Origin of the sequence: Haloarchaeobius ordinarius (genome assembly GCF_051801355.1) — an archaeon.
Classification (GTDB): domain Archaea; phylum Halobacteriota; class Halobacteria; order Halobacteriales; family Natrialbaceae; genus Haloarchaeobius.
The window spans coordinates 3,074,799-3,093,510 of sequence record NZ_CP196560.1 but is presented as its reverse complement, the minus strand read 5'-3'; the positions used below and the strand labels follow the sequence as shown (position 1 = coordinate 3,093,510).

Here is an 18,712-nt window from a genome sequence, read left to right as displayed (position 1 = left end):
GCGCTCGGGAATCGGCTGTTCTCTTTCGACCGACGAACGTCGCCACGACGATGGTGGCGGCCCGACTACCGCCGCTCGCGGGAACTTCCCTGCTTGAACGCGTGGACGAGGTACGCCCACAACAACGCTCCGGCGACACCCCCACCGACGAGTCCGACGAGGACGTACGGCAGGGACGCTTCGGCCTGCAGGGAGACCATCGCTCCCGACGCGGCGACCATCCCGACGAAGGCGTAGCGGAGCCTGTTCATGCCGATGCGACGGTCGTCGTCCGTCATCGAAGGCCCGACCATCTCAGAGGTCGTGCGGGGCGGAGACGTGGAGGTGGACGAACTGCCACTCCGTGTCAGCATCGTCGATGCACTCCAGCGTGCCGCTCCACCGCGAGTCGAAGCCCCAGCGCTGGCCCGTCTCGGTGTCGGTCCAGGCGAGGCGGACGTCGTCGTGGAAGACGGCGTACTCGTCGCGGTCGGTGACCGAGAGGTCGTGGCTCTCGACGGTCCACTCGTCGGTCGTCCGGGTCTGCTCGCGCAGGGCCTCGGCGACGGCCTCGTACCCGCTGTACTCCGTGCTTATCGCTGCTTTCCAGGTCGATTCGTCCTCGAGAAAGTATGGATAGAGGGGTTCACCACGACGGAGAGCTTCGTAGTAATCTCTGACGGTGTCCTCGGCGCTCATGTTCGTGCGAACGGGACGGGGTGGCTTGAAAGCACCTCATCCGCCGACATTCGCCGGTCGGGGCAGTGGGTGAGAAGCCAGTGCTCACCGAGCGATTGCCGACTCCGGCGGCACCAGGAGTACGTTGTTGTGGCCCCGTGCGACGATGGATTCCGACGTGCTTCCCAGCAGGAGTCGTCGGAGGCGGCTCTGTCCCCGCGACCCCATGACCGTCACGGTCGCGCCGACGCGTTCCTCCTCGGCCAGTATCTCCTCGACGACGTTGCCGGTTCGGACGTTGCTACCGGTCTCGACGCCCATCCGTCGTTCGAGTTCGGCCGCCATCGTTTCGAGCCTGTCCCTGGCTTCGGCCTCGGTCCCGTCCTCGTCTGGCTGGTTCGGTCGCCGAACGTGGAGCAAGTCGACGCGCTGGGTCGCCCCTCGCAGTCGCGGGATGAATTCGAACGCGGTCTCGGCGTTCTGGGAGAAGTCGGTCGCGTAGAGCACGTGCTGGAACAGGTGCTCCTTGACGACCGTGTGGTCCCCGTCCTCTCTGGCGATACGCTCGACGAGGAGAGGCTTCACCGCGGTCCGGGCGACGTTGCGGGCGGTGCTCCCGATGAGGCGGTTCTGGAGCGGGCTCTGGCCGCGCGAACCGACCACTATCATGTCGGCGAGCAGGCGGTCGGCGAACCCGTTGATGCGTCGATGTGGCGTGCCACGGGCGACGTGTGTCTCGACGGTGAAGCCGGCGTCCTCGAAGAACTTTCGCTGGCCCCTGAGCGCCTGCCTCGCGTCGGTCGCCACGTCCATGCCCGGCAGGCCACTGGAGACGTTGTCCGGTACGACCGTGACCAGATGGACCTCGTCGACCCCGATGTTGTCCAGACAGTCGAGGCACGTTCTGGACCGTATCGCCGCGTCGTTCGCCTCCGAGCGGTCTGTCGCGAATACGATGCGCATACTCGTACTACACGGCCCACCGATTAATATTGTGCGGTCGTTCCAATACTATGGGACAGTGACGGGGCCCAGTAGTACCTGTCCGTGCTGTCACCAGTGGTCGCTCACCAGTCTCTGGCCGGGGGCGAAGAACCAGCGTCGTCCCCCGGACACGAAGCCACGTCGACGGGCGAGGCGTGACTACATGAAGCCGCGGCCGACCTCGTCCTCGTCGATGAGGTCGTCCAGTTCGGCGTCCAGTACCTTCTCGGCGTCCTCGAACGTGGTCGCGAGGTCGTCGAGTTTCTCGGGGCGGTCGTACTGGTCGTACTCCATCGGGCCGAACGCGGGGCTCTCGAGCGCGTCCATCATGTCGTCGAACAGGTCCCCGGGCGTCGTCGGCGCGTCAGCGTGGGCCTGGAGCACCGCCTGTAACTTCTTGGCCCTGTCCTCGGCGTCGTCCTCGTCCTCGGGCGGTGCCTGGACCGCGAAGCGACTCGACTCCTGCTGTTCGGGGAAGAACGAGCCGATTTCGTCGTCCAGTTTGCGTGCAATCTGTGTCCCGACGCCGCGAACCTCGAAGGGGTTCTTGGCGTACGTCTTGAGCTGGTAGACGCCGCTGTTCGGGTGTCCGACGTAGAAGTCCTCACCGAGACCGTTCGCCCGGTCACCGGCGACGGCGCGCCAGCCCTCCGGGTCTGCCTTCGACTCGACTACCTCGGAGACGATGTCGTCCCAGTCTCTGACCCGCATACTGGCGACTATTCGCTACGGAGGAAAGAACGTATCGCTGGCGACCCATCAGCGGCGGTTCTCCCCCGGCACCAGCAGTGTGTTCTCTATCAGCGCCGCCGTCCCTCGCCGAATCCGCTGTGAGATGGCGTTGTCGGAGAGGCCGAACTCCACCGCGAGTGCGTCGAGAGTCGTCCCTCGCGGCACGTCGAAGTACCCATTCTCGTGTGCGGCGACGAGGGCGCTGTACTGTGATTCGGTCAGTCCGTACTCCTCCCAGTCTACAGGGCGTTCCTCGGGCGTGTAGAGGCGCAACAACGTCGCGTCGATGTCGTTGTCCAGACAGTGCTGGTGGAACCTGGAGACGTCGCTGTGGTCGTCGAACTGGACGCTGACGCGACCCTCCCGGTTCGACCCGGAAGCCTCGACGAGCACCCCTTCGGAGGCGAGAATCGCCTCGAGCAATCCCCCGAGTTCAGGCTGCCACTCCAGCCGGACGAGCCAGTCGTTCCCGATGCGGTCGAGCAGGGTCACGCTGTCTACCTGCTCGTGTTCCTCCAGCGCCTGCTCTAACTCTGTCTCATCGGTCTCGTCCCCTGATATCCAGACGAACGGGACGGCACGCCCTTTCACCGGGACGATTCGTTCCATCTGGACCTCGACGTCGCCGAGTGACGCCAACACAGGGCCGAGCGGGAAGTCCTCTGTCGGAACACGAAAAGTCGCGATGATGCTCATTTAGTTTCGTCGAATAGTATTATCTCTAAAGTGATATGAACCCCGGTTCACTACGTTGCCAGTGAATCTCGACCGTCGAGTGCACGCAGACTGGTGTCGAGAACCAGTGTTTATACCCGAGGCCGACGGAACACCGGTAGTGACTCTGCGAGGTATCGTCACGGACGTGGGGGGCGAGCGGACGGTCAACACGAGCCACGGCACCTCCGAGCTCGTGGAGGTCGGACTGGACCGACACGAGGCTGAACCGACGAGTGTGACGCTCTGGGGTCGGTGGACCGAGACCGCCGAGGTCATCGAACCGGGGATGGAGCTGCTGGTGACCGACCCGGACACGGACGAGTACCAGGGTGAGGTGACGTATTCGACCACGGGCGACTCATACGTCGTCGTCGAACCGGACTTCCTCGTCAACGTGACCGACATCCGCCAGTGGGTCCAGTGCCCTCGCCTCTACTACCTCAACAAACTCTCGCCGGTCCCGCTCGCGTACCCCGTCACCAAGGGGACCATCGTCCACCAGGTGTTCGGCGACCTCCTCCGGGGGCGTGAACTGGACGAATCAGTCGAGGACCGGGTGCGGGGGAACGCCCTCGAACTCGGCCTGCTGGAGAAGTCCGCCGAGGACGTCGAACGAGAGGTCGAACAGAACGCCCGCGCCATCGAGGGCTGGCTGGCGCAGGGCCGACTGAGCGACCAGGACGAGTGGCGCTCCGAACAACTCCTCATCTCCGAGACGTTCGGCATCAAGGGACGGGCCGACGCCATCCGCCGCGGCCAGCCAGTCGAGTTGAAGACCGGGAAGAATCTCAAGTCCGACCCGCGCTTCCCCGACAAGATACAGGCCGCGGCGTACGCCCTGCTCCTGCAGGAGCGCGGTGTCCCGGTGAACACGGGGACACTGCTGTACACCAAGAACAGGGCACTGGACAGAGACGAGTTCACGGGTGACTTCTCGCCGGCGAAGGAGTTCTCCATCGGCGGCGGCCTGCTCAAGTTCGTCGTGCGGGCCCGCAACGAACTCGCCGCGATGGAGTTCGGTGTCGACGTCCCAACGGGGTACGAGGCCGACTCCAACTGCGATTATTGCTTCGAGAGCGACACCTGCATGGTCGTCTCGGGGCGACTGGACCAGGAGTCGAAGGCCGGGCAAATCGGTCGCGCGATTCCCGAGGACGAACGCGAGTACTTCGACCGGATGTATCAGGCGATCGAGGCCGAACGACGCGAATCGCACCGCTCGTTCGCGAAACTGTACAAGCAGACCGCCGCGGAACGCGCCGACGAGGACCGGGCGCTGGTCGACCTCGAACCGGCCGGGAAACGAGAACTCCCGGCGGGCCGCTGGGAGCTCCGCGCCGAGCGGACCACGAGCGCCGTTTCGAAGATACGTGAAGGCGACTACGTCCTCGCCAGCGACGGCGACCCCATCCGCGGTCACGCCGAACTCGCCCGGGTCGAGAAGCTCGGTGACGAGGAGATCGTCCTCACGGCCGACGAGCCAGTCGACGTCCACCGCCTCGACACCTACCCCTCCGAGATGGGTATCAGCCGGATGCTGACGGCGGTCCACGACGCCCTGTTGAAAGGCGGTGAGCGCCGGAAGGACGTGCTGTTCGGTCGCGAAGACCCGGCGTTCGAGGAGACGGACGAGGTGTTCATCGACAACAACGAGGCACAGGACGAGGCGGTCCGGAAGGCCGTCACGGCCCGCGACTGCGCACTCATTCACGGCCCGCCGGGGACCGGTAAGACCTACACCATCGCGCGGGCCATCCGGGCGATGGTCGACCGGGGCGAGCGCGTCCTGCTCTCGGCGTTCACCAACCGGGCGGTCGACAACGCGCTCGAAGCGTTGCGCGACCAGGGGATGGAAGACATCTGTCGCGTCGGCACCGAATCGGGCGTCCGCGAGGACATGCTGGACCTCCGGCTCGACCAGACCGGCGACCCCGACGAGTGCGTCGCGGAACTGGAGTCGGCCTCGGTGGTCGCCGCGACGACCGCGACCTGTGGCGGAACGGTCATGCGCGAGCAGGACTTCGACGTGGCGCTGGTCGACGAGGCCGGCCAGTTGACCGAACCGGGGACGCTCGCAGCGGTGAACCTCGCCGACCGGTTCGTCCTCGTCGGCGACCACCAGCAACTGCCACCGGTGGTGCGGGCCGACGACGAGTTCCTCCACCGGTCGCTGTTCGAGCGACTCGTCACCGAGTACCCAGACGCAGGTGTCCTGCTGGACCGCCAGTACCGCATGTCTCAGCGCATCCAGGCGTTCTCCTCCCGCGAGTTCTACGACGGACAGTTGCGCCCGGCCACCGGGGCGGTCGCCGGGCGGTCGCTCGCGGACCTGCCCGAGTTCTCGGTCGACTCGCTGCCAGAATACCTCCGGGACGGCGTCGTCATGGTCGACACACCGGGCGACGGGAACCGCCACACCGACGCGGTGGAAGCGACGAAGGTCCGAGACGTGGTCGAGTCCTACCTCGACGCCGGCCTGTCGCCCGAGGACGTGGGCGTCATCGCCCCGTTCCGGGCGCAGGTGGCCGAAATCGGCAAGCGAGTTCCCGAGGGGGTCGCGGTCGACACCGTGGACCGGTTCCAGGGGTCGGCGAAGGAGGTCATCGTCGTCTCGTTCGTCGCGTCGGGTGACCTCGACAGCCCCATCTTCGAGGACTACCGCCGGATGAACGTCGCGCTGACGCGGGCGAAGCGCGCGCTCGTCCTCGTCGGCGACCGGGAGACACTCTCGACGGACGAGGTGTACGCCCGGATGGTCGACTGGGCGAGTCGCTGAGCGAGTCTGGGACACCAGCCGGGATGGGTCGACCCGGCCGTGAGCGGGAGAAACTGTTTCTGGCTCCAGTTCAAAAGGGGGTGCATGACAGCTAACCGCGTGGCTCTCGCCGCGGGCGTCGACGGCGTCGACCTCGACGGGAAGACGGTCCTGGTGACCGGGTCGACGGCCGGTATCGGCCGCGAGACGGCACTGGCACTGGGGAGCCTCGGGGCGCGAGTCATCGTCCACGGCCGGGACCGCGACGCCGGTGCGGAGACGGTCGAGGCGCTGCACGACCTCGGAGCGAGCGCCGAGTTCTTCCGTGCCGACTTCGCGAGCATCCCCGACGTGCGCGACCTCGCCGAGGACGTCAAGACCACGACCGAGGAACTCGACGTGCTCGTGAACAACGCGGGCGGGTACTTCCGGACGGGTCGTCTCACCGAGACCGGTGTCGAGTACACGTTCGCGGTGAACCACCTCGCCCCGTTCTTGCTGACGAACCTCCTGATGCCGACGCTTCGTGCGGCCCCTGCCGGTCGGGTCGTCACTGTCTCCTCCGAAGCGCATCAGAACGGGAAACTGGACCTCGACGCCGTCGAGTCCGTCGAGGACTACTCGTCGTTCTCGGCGTACGCACGCTCGAAACTGGCGAACGTCCTGTTCACGTTCGAACTCGCCCGGCGGCTGGAGACGGTGACCGCGAACTGCTTGCACCCGGGGTTCGTTCCCGGGTCCGGCTTCATGCGGGACCTCCCGGTGCCGGTTCGAGGGCCTGCCCAGTTCTTCGGGTCGCTGCTGGCGTCGGTCCCGTTCGTTCCTGTCTCGTCGGTCCGGGAGGGGGCCGAGACGCCGGTGTACCTCGCGGCATCGCCCGACGTAGCCGACGTGACTGGGTCGTACTTCGCCGACCGTCGCGAGCGCCAGCCCGCGGCGCCAGCGCGCGATGTGGACGCACAGCGCCGGCTCTGGGAGTACAGCATCGACTCTGTCGGCCTTCAGGCAAGCGAGACCATCTGAGCTGGGGCCACCTTGGCTCCGGACACGAAAGCTTGAAACAATGTGGCTGCGGAGAGGGTGCCATGATTCGACTGGTCGGGGCGAGCGAGACGATTCGAGACCTCTTTCCGGCCGAGTACGCCGACGCGTACGCCGGGGTGACGTCACTCGGCGACCCGGCTGTCCTGACCCTCGTTCTCGCGGTGGTCTACTGGGGCTACCGGCGTGAGGCCACGGCACAGCTGGTCGGGTACGCGTTCGTCGCGTTCTCGTTGACCGTCCTCGCGAAGGGGGTGTTCGCACTGCCGCGACCACCCGAGTCGGTCCAGCTCGTCGAGGCTTCTGGGTACGGGTTCCCGAGCGGACACGCCATCGCCGGTGCGGTCGTCTACGGTGGGATGGCGCTCGAACTCGACTGGTTCCGCTCGCGGGCACGCATCGCAGCCGCAGTCTCGGTCGGTCTCGCGGTCGGATTCTCCCGAGTCGTCCTCGGCGTCCACTTCCTCGGGGACGTACTGGTCGGGTTCGCACTGGGCGGAGTGGTCCTCTGGGCCGGGTCCAGTGCGTGGGCCGGCCGCCCGGCCGTCGGCTATCTCGTCGCGACTGTCGTGGCGGTTCCCGCTGTCCTCGTCACGGACGCGAGTCACCTGTCGCTCACCCTGCTGGGGTCCTGCCTCGGCGGCATCGTCGGCTGTCGGGCGCTCGGCGGTGTCGACGTGCCCGACTCCCGGTTGGAGGCGGTCGGCGTCGTACTGGTCGGGCTGGCGGCCGTCGTCGGCATCCGTGAACTGGGCCCAGTCTTCGATGGGTCGATAGTCGGGACGGTACTCCACGACGTCGTACTCGTCGCCACGATCCTCGCACTGCCAGCCATCGTACCGGTGGTTCGTGATGCGGTTCCGGTCCTGCCGGACGCTGGTGCACGCAACAATTAACAGCATCCTGAGAATTGCGAGGCTCTTTAATACTGCCATGCCATAACGTACCATATGGGAAGTACCATCTCAGACGTCGAGGACGATACCGTCGCCGAGGAGTCCATCGACAACCGGGAGCGAGAAGACGAGTTGCGGGCAGCCCTGGCGAGCGTCGCCGCTGGTATCGTCGGGACGACGTTGATGACGCTGGTGCTGGTCGTAGTCAACGCGGTCTACGGGCCGAGTCTGGACGTGTTCGGGACGCTCGCCGAACTGGCGGGTGGCGGGTCGAACGTCCCGCTCGGGTTCGCGCTGTTCTTCGGCGCCGGCGCGGTCGCCTGGCCGCTGCTGTTCGTGACCCTCGGCGCCTACCTGCCGGGGAAGACCCGCCCGCAACAGGGGATGGTGTTCGCGGCCATCCTCTGGACGGGCTTCGTCACGGCGTTCGCGACGCGGTACTCCGGGACCGACCTCGTCGTGTTCTTCGTGTTCTCCATCGTGACTCACCTGGTGTACGGGTTCCTGCTCGGGTTCGTCTCGGCCAGGCTCACGGGCCACTACGAACGCCCCGAGATAGCGGTCTGAAGCCGCGGGCTCGGACCGACAGTCGACCCGAACTCCGAACGAATTCTAGAACGATTCGTGACCCTCTCCGAAGAGAGTCGAGTCCGACCTTGAAAAACCGCTTTTTGGTGGCTCTGTCTCCGGTCAGGTGAAGACAGATGTCAGACGCACCCACTTCCACGCGCCGCCGCTTCCTGACCATCGCTGCCGGTTCGACCCTCGCGGGACTGGCCGGGTGTCTCGGGGACGACACGAGCGGGAACCCGACCGACGACGAGATGACGGACACCGATTCGATGACGGACGACGGCATGACCGACGACGGCATGACCGACGACGAGATGACGGACACCGACGACATGATGAGCGTCACGTTCACCGTCACCATCGAGAACGTCTCCGAGCCGGGAACCATCACGACCGGTGCTGGCGACGAGCTTCCGGTGCCGCTCTCACCCGGTGCCTACGCCGTTCACGACGACATGGCGACCGCGTTCTCACCGATGTCGGCCGCGAGCGCCGGGCTCGAAGCCCTCGCGGAGGACGGGATGCCCGATGCCTACGCCGAGGAGCTGCTGGCCGCAGAACACGTGAAGAAGGCCGGCACGTTCACCACGCCGGACGGGGCCGACGGGCCGGCTCCCATCTTCCCCGGGGAGACGTACACCTTCGAGGTCGAGGCACACGCGGGACAGCGCCTCTCGCTGGCGACCATGTTCGTCCAGTCGAACGACCTGTTCTACGCGTTCGACCCGACCGGTATCGCGCTGTTCGAGGACGAGAAACCCATCTCGGGCGAGGTGACCGACCGACTCACGCTGTGGGACGCCGGAACGGAGCAGAATCAGGAACCCGGTGCCGGTGCGGACCAGGCACCGCGCCAGTCCGGCCCGGACACCGGCCCCGACGAGATGGGTTCGGTTCGCGCAATCGACGAGGTCGACGACATGTACCAGTACCCCGCGACCGAGGAGGTCATCAAGGTCACCATCACCCAGATGTAGGTCCGGTCAGTCCGCCATCCCACCGCCTCGCCTCGCCTATTCTCCGCCGCCCGCCGCCCCGGCCCCACGAGGGGAGTCGTCGCCGATCTCGTCGAGGACGCGTTCGTGGAAGTCTTGCAACGCCGCGCTCTCGTCCTCGGCGAGGACCACGTCGCTCGCCATGAGCGTCGCGAGTCCGAACGCCCGGGGCGTTGGCGAGTCGACCCTGGTGTGGGTCACCTCCAGTTGTCCCGTCTCGATGGCCCGGACGGCCGTCTCGATGCCCTCGACGTTGAGTTTGTCCTCCAGTATCTCGCGGTACGTCTCCTCGATGACGGCGAAATCGTCGAGGTCCTCGGCGAAGCCGAGCAACATCTCGCTGGAGACCTGCTGCTGTTTCGCGCTCTTCTCGTAGCCCTTGTACCGCTTGAGTATCATCAGGGCCCGCGTCGCGTTGATGCGGAAGTACCGCTGGAGGAGTTCGGTCTCGGCGAGACTCTGGCGGAGCAGGCGTCGAACGTCGGTCGCGTCGAGTGACTCCACGAGGCCGACCATGTCCACCTTCCGGGTCAGTGGCATCGAGAGGACGAACCCGTTGTCGGCGACGCTCAGTCCGACGTTCACGTTCGTCTCCTGTGCGCACCGGTACGCGAGTAGCCGGGAGAAGCCGTCGTTGAACCGGCGGCCGTAGGTCGAGTGGACGTAGTACTGGCGCTTGTACTCCTGGCGGTCTATCTCCTCCTCGATGGCGAGACGGTCGGCCGTACTCAGGCTCTCTGCCCCCGTGTACCGGACCTGTTCGTCGTACATGCGCGCGATAGCCCGGACGCTGTTGTCGTCGAGCGGGAACTGCCGGAGCCAGTGACGGACCGCGGCAGCACCACCTCGGTCGTGTTTCTCCAGAAGGTCACCCTGGAAACAGGCGAGTTCCTTCCCGAGGTCGTAGGAGAGGGGCAGGCGCTCTGAGTACCACGAGGGGACCGTCGGAGCGGCGCTGGTCGGGTCGACGTACACCTTCGAGCCGCGACGGTACTTGAACTCGAAGTGCTGGCCGCCGAGCACGAACACGTCGCCGGGTTCGAGTGTGTCGAGGTACCCCTCGTCGAGCTGGCCGACCCACTCGTTGTCGGCGCGAGTGAACACCTCACAGGTGAACGAGTCCGGGATGGTCCCGATGTTGGTCATGTAGATGACGCGGGCGAGTCGCCCACGCTTGCCGACGAGCGGTTCCCCGACCGGGTAGTCCTCGTAGTGGTACTCGCCGTCGGGCGGGTCGTTCTCGTCGCGCCATATCTTCGCGTAGACGTTGCGGTCCTCCAGGCCCTCGTAGTCGGCCGTGAGATACCGAAGGAGCTGGTCCCAGTCGTCGTCAGTGTAGTTCCGATACGGCCACGCGGACCGGAGGATGTGAAGGACTTCCGCCTCGGGGCGGACCTCGGCGATGGCCATGCCGTAGACGTGCTGGGCGGCCACGTCCTGGGGCTTCTCGGGGATGGCGACCGAGTCGACGAACCCCTCCTGGGCCTTCTTCAGCATGACCGCGCACTCCACGAGTTCGTCGCGGTCGAGCGCGAACACCCGCCCCGTCACGGTCTGGCCGACGCGGTGGCCGGCCCGCCCGACGCGCTGGAGCAGTGAGGCGACCGACTTCGGCGAGCCGACCTGCACCACGAGGTCGACGTGGGGCATGTCGATACCCAGTTCGAGGCTGGTCGAGGTGGTGACCACGTCGAGGTCGCCGTCTTTCAGCTTCGCCTCGATGCCCTCGCGAACGTCCTTCGACATACTCCCGTGGTGACACCCGGAGTTGTCCTCGTCGTAGCCCTCGTACTCTTCCCTGAGGCGGTGGAGGACTCGCTCTGCCCCCGAGCGCGTGTTCGTGAACACCAGCGTGTTCGTGTGCTCCTGAATCAGGTCGTGGAGCTGGTCGTAGAACCGGCCGGTGACGACCTGCCCTGGCGTGTCGATGAGGTCGTCGGTCGGACACCGGAGCTGGAGGTCGAACTCGCGGGCGAAGCGGGTGTCGACTATCTCGTAGTCTCGGGGGCCGGCTTCGTCCTGACCGACGAGGAACTCGGCGACCTGGTCGAGCGGTTCGATGGTGGCCGAACAGCCGATACGGGTGGGCGATTCGTGGGTGAGCGCTTCCAGTCGCTCCAGCGACACCGAGAGGTGTGTGCCGCGTTTCGAGGCTGCCAGTGAGTGTATCTCGTCGACGACGACGTACTCGATGGTTCGCAACTTCTCGCGGAACTTCGGCGAGTCGAGCAGGATGGCCAGTGTTTCGGGGGTCGTGTTGAGAATGTGGGGCGTCTCTTCGAGCATCTTCTGACGCTCGTTGCTGGCGGTGTCACCGTGTCTGATGGCGTGTCGGACCTCGCCGACGGGTTCGCCGCGCTCGGTGGCGATGTCGCGGATGCCCTCCAGTGGCTCCGTGAGATTGCGGTGAATGTCGTTCGCGAGCGATTTGAGCGGAGAGACGTACAGGCAGTAGACCGAGTTCTCCAGCCCGTCGTCGCTCTCGCGTTCCCGGGCGAACAGCTCGTTCAGGATGGCGGTGAAACTCGCGAGCGTCTTGCCGGAACCGGTCGGTGAGCAGATGAGAGCGTTCTCGCGTCCGTGGATGAGTGGAATCGCCTCCTTCTGGGGCGGCGTGAAGAACCCCTCGTTCTCCGCGGCGAACTCCCCGAACTGGTCGACCCACCACTCGCGGACCGCGGGGTCGAGCAGGTCCAGCACGTGCTCGTCGTCGAGGGCGACCGCGTCCGGGTCACCGTCGAACCCCTCGGTCTCGGCGAGCAACGCTCTCCCGTCCATTGCCGGGGTCTCGGGGTTGCGCAGGCAAGTGCCTTTGCCCTCACTGCGTCGTCCCCTGGTGGGCGAACGAATTTACCTATCCATCTCGTCATATCGAACATGGGAGAGGAAGAGGACGGCCCCGGTGAGCGGTCGCCGAGTCCGGAGTGGAACGCGCTCGCGGGCGAGACCAATCGCGTCTCACGGTCCACCGTCGTCGAGGAGTGGGAAGCCTGCGTCGAGGCGCTGGGGACGGACTCACAGCGGAGCATGGCGGTGCTCCGGGGCGTGGCCGCACTCGCGGGCGACGACCCGGACGCGGCCGAACACACCATCGTCGACGTCGCACCGTACGCGGCCTCGGGGGCGACGAACGTTCGCCAGCAAGCGACGCTCGTGCTGGCCCGGCTGGCCGAACACCATCCAGAGTCGGTCGCGGCCGCGGTCGACCACCTGGGCGTGACGATAGCGAACGCGCCGGACCTGCCGAGTCGTCGCCGGGCGACGACGGCACTGGCACGGGTGGCCACGGCCGACCCCGAGGCGGTCGCCCGCGTCGCCGATTCGCTGGTCCCGCTGCTAGAGGGCGACGACGACTTCCTGCGGGAGGACGCCGCGCTCGCACTCGGTCGACTCGCACACCGCAGGTCGCTACCCGTGGACCTCGACCTCGACGTGGACGACCTGTTACCGAAGTACGCCGCCGCACTCGGGGGGCGGTTCCACCGGGCAGTCCGCGTCGACGCGTTGGAGGAGGGTGTCGTCATCGGCGAGGAACTTGACGACCTGCTGGCGACCCTCACGGGCTGTGAGGACCTGCGCGAGACGCTCTCGGTCATCCTCGACGCAGTCGACGTGGCTGCGGAACACGGCGGTGTCGCGCCCGAACCGCTCCGGGACCAGGTCGCGGCGGTCGCCGAACGTGCCGAACGAGTGACCGAGGGGCGCTGACCGCGGTCAGTCCGCCTCTCTCTACAGGAGCGCCAGTGCTTTGCCGCTGGCCGTCCCGCACTCGCACATGCGAGTTACATTTCTCGGGACCGGGAGCGCGATGCCAACCGGCGACCGGTTCCAGACCGGCATCCTGCTCGAGGACGACGAGCCGTTGCTGGTGGACTGCGGTAGCGGCGTGTTACACCGCCTCGCGCGGACGAACGTCGGCTACGAGGGCGTCGAGACGGTCCTGCTCACCCACCATCACCTCGACCACGTCTCGGACCTCATGGCGCTGTTGAAGGCGCGCTGGTTGGCCGGTGAGGAGTCGCTGAAGGTCGTCGGCCCCGACGGGACCGAGGACCTCGTCGATGGGCTGCTCGACGTCCACGACTACCTCCAGGGCCGCGTGGACCTGACGGTGCGCGAGGTCGGCCCCGAGGAACCCTTCTCCGTGGCCGGATTCGACGTGCGGGCCTTCGAGACGCGCCACTCGATGCCCTGTCTGGCGTACCGGTTCGACGACCGGTTCGTCTTCACGGGCGACAGCGAGGCGTTCTCCGACCTCACCGAGTTCGCCAACGAGGTGGCAGTGCTGGCCCACGACTGCTCGTTCCCCGACGGCATCGACGTGTCGAACCACCCGACGCCGTCCCAGCTGGGCGAAGCACTCGCCGGACGGGACATCGGTCGCGTGTACCTCACGCACCTCTATCCGCACACCGTCGGCGAACACGGTGACATGCTCGATTCCATCGCCGAGTCCTACGACGGCGACGTCCGGTTCGCCGAAGACATGCTGTCACTGACTATCGAGTAGAGAAACCCTCTGCCCGTTTTCCGCCGTTTTTCCGGGACTCCGATAACAGCAAGTTTATGAGAGGACGCTTGTTAGTAGTTTCATAACAACACAACTGTCGTATGAGTAGTCACCACAGCAGAGTCGCCGACGTCTTCTGGGAGATCGCCACATGAAGGCGCTCGAACGACTCACCGACGGCATCACATCGCACAGTCGCATCGTCATCGTCGTCATGCTCGTCCTCACGGTGGTCCTCGGGGCTGGGGCGGGCAGCGTCAACTCCGACTCGGGCCTCGACCAGTTCGAGAGCGACTCACCCGAGGCGAAGGCGTCGACGTACGTCAGCGAGAACTTCACCGCCGGCGAGCAAGACACCCAGATAACACAGGTCATCGTCAGAAACGAAGAACAAAACGGGAACGTCCTGACGAAAGAATCCTTGCTCCGGTCGCTCGAATTCCAGCAACAGGTGCGGGCGAACCAGACGATAAACGAGACGTTCATCGAGGAAAACGGCATCGTCGGCGTCTCCAACATCGTCGCCATCACGGCCATCACGCAGGAACAGGCCGGTGAGTTACAGGCCCGCGCGGCACAACTCCAGCAGCGCCAACAGCAACTCCAGCAGCAACAGACCCAGCTGAACGAGTCGTTCGCTGCGCTCCAGGAGGACCAAGCTGCGCTGGAACAGCGGAGTCAGACCCTCAACGCGACGGCCGACCTGCTGAAAGCCGAGCTCACGGAACTCCGCCAGAACCCGAACGCGAGCATCCGTGCGGGGTTCGAGCAGGTGAAAGCGAACACCTCCGTGAAGCTGAACGAGACGCAGTACCGGACCTTCAAGAAGGCTGCCGAGGACCTCCGGAGCGCCCAGAGCCAGTCCGAGATAGAGCAGGCCTACACGCTCGGGACGCAGGGCGTCTTGCAGGCTGCGTTCTCGTCGCTCCAGCAGCAAGGACAGGAACTCCAACAGCGTGGTCAGGAACTCCAGCAACAGGCTGACCAGTTGAAACAGGACGGTCAGGAACTCCAGCAGGCGTTCGCCGAACTCCAGGCCGACCAGCAGGCCCTCCAGAACTCGGGGTCGCCGTCGCTGTCGGAACAGATCGACCAGCTCGAATCGATGAACGCCTCCGAGCTAGACCAGGTGCTCGGCATCGTCCTCGGCGAGAGCGACGGTGAGAACGGCGGGTCACCCTTCGCCGGACGGGCACTCGGTCTGATGGAGAAGGACTACGAGCCGGGGTCGACCACCGCGGAGGCGCGGATGATGGTCGTCCAGCAGATCAGCCAGACCGATAGCGACATCCAGGGTGGCGGCTCGGTCGCCGACGAGACCATCGACACCCAGCTGGAGATGCAAGACATCGCCCAGTCAATCTCACGGGACAACGGTGACGAGTACATCGTCTTCGGCTTCGGCGTCATCTCACAGGAGATAAACCAGTCGCTGTCGGACTCGCTCGCCATCGTCGGGCCGTTCGCGCTCCTGTTCGTCGTCATCACGCTGGTCGTGGCGTACCGTGACCTGCTCGACATCGTACTCGGGCTGGTCGGCATCTTCGCCGTCCTCGCGTGGACGTTCGGTGTGATGGGGTATCTGGACATCTCGTTCAACCAGATCATGATCGCGGTCCCGGTGTTGCTCATCGGGCTGTCCATCGACTACGCCATCCACATCTTCATGCGCCACCGCGAGGAACGTCTGGACGACAACACCCCGAGCGACGTTCGGGGCTCCATGCAGTACGCGCTGGCCGGCGTCGGCATCGCCCTCGTCTGGGTGACCGCGACGACCGTCATCGGGTTCCTCTCGAACCTGACCAGCCCCCTCGGGCCGATCGCCGACTTCGGTATCGTCTCCTCGTGGGGTATCGTCGCCGCCCTCGCCATCTTCGGTGCGTTCATCCCCGCGCTGAAGGTCGAGGCAGACGAGATTCTGGAAGGGTTCGGCTTCGACCGCAAGAAGCGTGCCTTCGGGACCGGTGGCGGTCGGTTCAGCGAGGTCCTCAAGGTCGGCTCCGTGCTGGCGAAGAAGGCGCCCGTGGTCGTCATCCTCGTCGCACTCACCATCTCCGCGGCGGGTGCCTACGGCGGGAGTCAGGTCTCCACGTCGTTCGCCCAGGAGGACTTCATCGCGGACAAGCCACCGGACATCATGTACGAACTGCCCGAGCCGCTGAAGCCGGGCGAGTACAACGCAAAGCGGAACCTCGACTACGTCAACCAGCACTTCCAGCGCGAGGACTCGCAGGCGCAGGTGCTGATAAAGGGTGGTGTGACGGACCCGAAGACGTTACGAGCGCTCGATAGTGCCAAACAGAACATCGACGACGGCGAGTACGACACCCCGTTCGCGGGTGCGAGCGGCGAGGTCAACACCCGCTCGCCACTGACCGTCATGGCACAGGTCGCGGCGCAAAACGAGACGTTCAACCAGACGTTCACTGCTTCCGACACCGACGGTGACGGCGTGCCCGACCGAAACGTCGCCCAGGTCTACGACCAGCTGTTCGACGTCGCGCCCGACCAGGCCGCGGGCGTCATCCACCAGACCGAGGACGGTTCCTACGCCGCGATGCGGCTGGTGGTCCCCATCAAGGGCGACGCCTCTACCACGGAGACGACCGAGGAGATGCGTGCCATCGCGAGCGACATCCAGAACAGTGCCGGCAGCGGCGACGGGTCCGTCATCGCGACCGGCTCGCCCGTCGTGAACGAGGTCGTCCAGAACGACCTGCTCGATACGGTCATCCAGAGCCTCGTCATCACACTCGTGGCCGTGTTCCTGTTCCTGATGCTCGCCTACCGCATCACGGAAGGGAGCGCGACCCTCGGCATCGTCACCCTGCTCCCCGTCGCCCTCTCGGTGGCGTGGATTCTGGGGACGATGTACCTCATCGGGATGCCGTTCAACGTGCTGACGGGGATGATTACGAGCCTGACCGTCGGGCTCGGGGTCGCCTACAGCATCCACGTCTCCGAGCGGTTCAACCTCGAACTGGGCCGTCGCGCGGACCAGTGGGAGGCGATGGACAGGACCATCACCGGGACCGGCGGCGCGCTGCTCGGCTCCGCGGCCACCACGGTCGGTGGCTTCGGCGTGCTGAGTTTCGCCATCTTCCCGGCGCTCCAGCAGTTCGGTATCATCACGGCGCTGACCATCATCTACGCGTTCCTGGCGAGCGTGCTGGTGCTCCCGAGCCTACTCATCGTCTGGCACCGCTACGTCGGCGGGACCGACGACATGGTGCAGATAGCGGAAGAGCCAGCGTCCGCACGGACCGACGACGAGGACGAGCCGACGGCCGCTACGACACCCAACGGTGGCTCCGCGGTCGGAACGGTCGATGACGAACCACGTGACCGCGACGGTTCCGAGTCGGCCGCCGACGCTGACACGACGACGTCCTCCACCGGCACTTCGGCCACAGCCGCTGGCGAGCCTGACGCCCAGGCTGGCGACGCCGAGTGGACACCACTCTCCGCCCAGACGACCGACGAGTCGGACGTGGGAAGCGCGACGGCCGCGACCGGCGCGTCGACCCTCCGAGGGTCCCGCGAGGTCTCGGACGAGACGCCGACGCCCGGGAGCGAGTTCAGCGTCTCTCTGACCGTTCCCGAGGCGGACGGGCGGGTCATGCTCGTCGAGCGGGTCCCCGGTACCGGCGGTGAAGTCTCCGAACTCTCGCCGAAACCGACCTCGTACGCCATGGTCGGGCGGCGGCTGTACGTCCTGTGGGAACTGGACGAACCGACCGACCTGTCGCTCTCGTACTTCGCCGGCGTGCCCGAAGACGAGAAGGCCGGGAAGCGACTCGCGTTCGAGTCGTCGGTCCGCACTGCGGCAGGCGAGGGAACCATCGAGGGACCGTCTGAGATGACGGTGATGACGCCGTTCCTCCGCGAGGCACTCGACAAACCGCTCACGCGGGCGACCCTCGAGGAGGCCAGCCAGAAGGCCCGTGCCGGGAAACTCACCCGCGACGAGCTAGAGGTCCTGTACGAGCGCTGGCTCGACGGTGCGGGCGCACTCGGTGCCGAAGCGGATACGGGCGGTGACGGAGGTGCCGACCTCCAGGGATGACCGCCGACGAAGACGACGCTATCGAGTCGCTGGAACGCCTCGGCCTCACTAGCTACGAGGCCAAGGTGTTCATCGCGCTGCAGAAACTAGGGACCGGAACCGCCCGCGAGGTCTCTCGCGTGGCCGACGTCCCCCGGTCGCAGGTGTACAGCGTGGCCGAGGGGCTGGAGGACCGCGGCCTCATCGAGGTCCAGCAGTCCAGCCCGATGCAGTACCGGCCGGTGAGCACGGACGAGGCGCGTTCGACGCTCAGAGAACGGTTCGAGCGCGAGTCCGACCAGGCGTTCGACTACGTCGAGACCGTCCGCGAGCAGTTCGGCGACGACCACGAGGAACAGGAGGCCATCTGGACGATTCGCGGCCGAGAACGTATCTCCGACCGGGCTGCCGACCTCATCCGGCGGGCGGACGAGTCGGTCGCGTACGCCGCCGCCTCACCCGAGCTCGTGACCGACGCGATTACCGAGGCGCTCCGGTCCTGCGCGGAGCGCGGTATCGACACTGCCGTCCTGAGTGAAGACCCGACGGTCAGAGAGCTCTTCGAGGACGAACCCGGTATCAGGACCGACGAGCCCGACAACCCGCACAAGGAGGACATGAAGGAGGGCGGCCCGTGCCGGGGCGTGTTCGTCGACGACGACGCGCTGCTGTTGAGCGTCCTCGGGAACGGGCAGGAACTCCCCGGTATCGACCGCGAGACGGCGTTCTGGAGCGAGGAGACGAACTTCGCGAAGATGCTCATCCAGCTGGCGAAGTCGACGGGCGGCCCGGTCGAGTGACCGA

Annotated in this window: 15 protein-coding genes; 9 read left to right on the top strand and 6 right to left on the bottom strand. The window is 66.1% G+C overall.

The window, feature by feature from the left end:
* Positions 1-65 precede the first annotated feature (65 nt).
* The 5 genes from ACSC1R_RS16180 to ACSC1R_RS16160 all read right to left on the bottom strand — a co-directional run bounded on the left by ACSC1R_RS16180 (position 66) and on the right by ACSC1R_RS16160 (position 3,069).
* The gene (locus tag ACSC1R_RS16180; RefSeq protein WP_439026754.1) at positions 66-278 is read right to left on the bottom strand and encodes a hypothetical protein; all 213 of its coding nucleotides are present in this window, start codon (positions 276-278) and stop codon (positions 66-68) included.
* A 16-nt stretch (positions 279-294) separates the two neighbouring features.
* Positions 295-678, bottom strand: a complete 384-nt coding sequence (locus ACSC1R_RS16175) for a nuclear transport factor 2 family protein (RefSeq protein ID WP_439026753.1) — start codon at positions 676-678, stop codon at positions 295-297.
* Positions 679-762: 84 nt separating this feature from the next.
* On the bottom strand, positions 763-1,620 hold the full coding sequence (locus ACSC1R_RS16170; protein WP_439026752.1) for a universal stress protein: 858 nt from the start codon (positions 1,618-1,620) through the stop codon (positions 763-765).
* A 180-nt stretch (positions 1,621-1,800) separates the two neighbouring features.
* Complete coding sequence (locus tag ACSC1R_RS16165; RefSeq protein WP_439026751.1) at positions 1,801-2,352, bottom strand: hypothetical protein; 552 nt, start codon at positions 2,350-2,352, stop codon at positions 1,801-1,803.
* Positions 2,353-2,400: 48 nt separating this feature from the next.
* Positions 2,401-3,069 carry a helix-turn-helix domain-containing protein gene (locus ACSC1R_RS16160; RefSeq protein ID WP_439026750.1) on the bottom strand — a complete coding sequence of 223 codons (669 nt, stop codon included), beginning with the start codon at positions 3,067-3,069 and terminating at the stop codon, positions 2,401-2,403.
* A gap of 139 nt (positions 3,070-3,208) precedes the next feature.
* On the opposite strand from ACSC1R_RS16160, the gene ACSC1R_RS16155 reads away from it, so the two are divergent.
* The 5 genes from ACSC1R_RS16155 to ACSC1R_RS16135 all read left to right on the top strand — a co-directional run bounded on the left by ACSC1R_RS16155 (position 3,209) and on the right by ACSC1R_RS16135 (position 9,332).
* Entirely contained in the window at positions 3,209-5,866 is a 2,658-nt protein-coding gene (locus tag ACSC1R_RS16155) for an AAA domain-containing protein (protein WP_439026749.1), read from the top strand.
* Between the two features lie 84 nt (positions 5,867-5,950).
* Positions 5,951-6,868, top strand: coding sequence for an SDR family oxidoreductase (locus ACSC1R_RS16150; RefSeq protein ID WP_439026748.1), 918 nt, complete (start codon positions 5,951-5,953; stop codon positions 6,866-6,868).
* A 62-nt stretch (positions 6,869-6,930) separates the two neighbouring features.
* The gene (locus ACSC1R_RS16145; RefSeq protein ID WP_439026747.1) at positions 6,931-7,782 is read left to right on the top strand and encodes a phosphatase PAP2 family protein; all 852 of its coding nucleotides are present in this window, start codon (positions 6,931-6,933) and stop codon (positions 7,780-7,782) included.
* Between the two features lie 54 nt (positions 7,783-7,836).
* Positions 7,837-8,349: a DUF6789 family protein gene (locus tag ACSC1R_RS16140; protein ID WP_439026746.1), complete on the top strand. Its 513-nt coding sequence runs from the start codon at positions 7,837-7,839 to the stop codon at positions 8,347-8,349.
* Between the two features lie 137 nt (positions 8,350-8,486).
* Complete coding sequence (locus ACSC1R_RS16135) at positions 8,487-9,332, top strand: spondin domain-containing protein (RefSeq protein ID WP_439026745.1); 846 nt, start codon at positions 8,487-8,489, stop codon at positions 9,330-9,332.
* Positions 9,333-9,368: 36 nt separating this feature from the next.
* Here ACSC1R_RS16135 and ACSC1R_RS16130 read toward each other — a convergent pair whose 3' ends face one another.
* A complete protein-coding gene (locus tag ACSC1R_RS16130) occupies positions 9,369-12,128 on the bottom strand; it encodes an ATP-dependent helicase (protein ID WP_439026744.1) in 2,760 nt (919 codons plus the stop codon).
* A gap of 99 nt (positions 12,129-12,227) precedes the next feature.
* Between ACSC1R_RS16130 and ACSC1R_RS16125 the strand changes: the two genes are divergently transcribed.
* The 4 genes from ACSC1R_RS16125 (at position 12,228) to ACSC1R_RS16110 (ending at position 18,708) form a co-directional block, all read left to right on the top strand.
* Positions 12,228-13,058 carry a HEAT repeat domain-containing protein gene (locus ACSC1R_RS16125; RefSeq protein WP_439026743.1) on the top strand — a complete coding sequence of 277 codons (831 nt, stop codon included), beginning with the start codon at positions 12,228-12,230 and terminating at the stop codon, positions 13,056-13,058.
* Between the two features lie 67 nt (positions 13,059-13,125).
* On the top strand, positions 13,126-13,860 hold the full coding sequence (locus ACSC1R_RS16120) for an MBL fold metallo-hydrolase (protein ID WP_439026742.1): 735 nt from the start codon (positions 13,126-13,128) through the stop codon (positions 13,858-13,860).
* A 151-nt stretch (positions 13,861-14,011) separates the two neighbouring features.
* Positions 14,012-17,929, top strand: a complete 3,918-nt coding sequence (locus ACSC1R_RS16115; protein WP_439026741.1) for an efflux RND transporter permease subunit — start codon at positions 14,012-14,014, stop codon at positions 17,927-17,929.
* Positions 17,926-18,708, top strand: a complete 783-nt coding sequence (locus tag ACSC1R_RS16110) for a TrmB family transcriptional regulator (RefSeq protein WP_439026740.1) — start codon at positions 17,926-17,928, stop codon at positions 18,706-18,708. Before ACSC1R_RS16115 ends, ACSC1R_RS16110 begins: the two co-directional genes overlap by 4 nt.
* Positions 18,709-18,712: the final 4 nt, after the last annotated feature.

Bases quoted from the DNA above. Each gene is read 5' to 3' on its own strand.
- ACSC1R_RS16165 (WP_439026751.1), bottom strand. From the start codon at position 2,352: ATGCGGGTCAGAGACTGGGACGACATCGTCTCCGAGGTAGTCGAGTCG.
- ACSC1R_RS16120 (WP_439026742.1), top strand. From the start codon at position 13,126: ATGCGAGTTACATTTCTCGGGACCGGGAGCGCGATGCCAACCGGCGAC.
- ACSC1R_RS16140 (WP_439026746.1), top strand. From the start codon at position 7,837: ATGGGAAGTACCATCTCAGACGTCGAGGACGATACCGTCGCCGAGGAG.
- ACSC1R_RS16145 (WP_439026747.1), top strand. From the start codon at position 6,931: ATGATTCGACTGGTCGGGGCGAGCGAGACGATTCGAGACCTCTTTCCG.
- ACSC1R_RS16125 (WP_439026743.1), top strand. From the start codon at position 12,228: ATGGGAGAGGAAGAGGACGGCCCCGGTGAGCGGTCGCCGAGTCCGGAG.
- ACSC1R_RS16170 (WP_439026752.1), bottom strand. From the start codon at position 1,620: ATGCGCATCGTATTCGCGACAGACCGCTCGGAGGCGAACGACGCGGCG.
- ACSC1R_RS16175 (WP_439026753.1), bottom strand. From the start codon at position 678: ATGAGCGCCGAGGACACCGTCAGAGATTACTACGAAGCTCTCCGTCGT.
- ACSC1R_RS16130 (WP_439026744.1), bottom strand. From the start codon at position 12,128: ATGGACGGGAGAGCGTTGCTCGCCGAGACCGAGGGGTTCGACGGTGAC.
- ACSC1R_RS16110 (WP_439026740.1), top strand. From the start codon at position 17,926: ATGACCGCCGACGAAGACGACGCTATCGAGTCGCTGGAACGCCTCGGC.
- ACSC1R_RS16115 (WP_439026741.1), top strand. From the start codon at position 14,012: ATGAAGGCGCTCGAACGACTCACCGACGGCATCACATCGCACAGTCGC.
- ACSC1R_RS16160 (WP_439026750.1), bottom strand. From the start codon at position 3,069: ATGAGCATCATCGCGACTTTTCGTGTTCCGACAGAGGACTTCCCGCTC.
- ACSC1R_RS16150 (WP_439026748.1), top strand. From the start codon at position 5,951: ATGACAGCTAACCGCGTGGCTCTCGCCGCGGGCGTCGACGGCGTCGAC.
- ACSC1R_RS16180 (WP_439026754.1), bottom strand. From the start codon at position 278: ATGACGGACGACGACCGTCGCATCGGCATGAACAGGCTCCGCTACGCC.
- ACSC1R_RS16135 (WP_439026745.1), top strand. From the start codon at position 8,487: ATGTCAGACGCACCCACTTCCACGCGCCGCCGCTTCCTGACCATCGCT.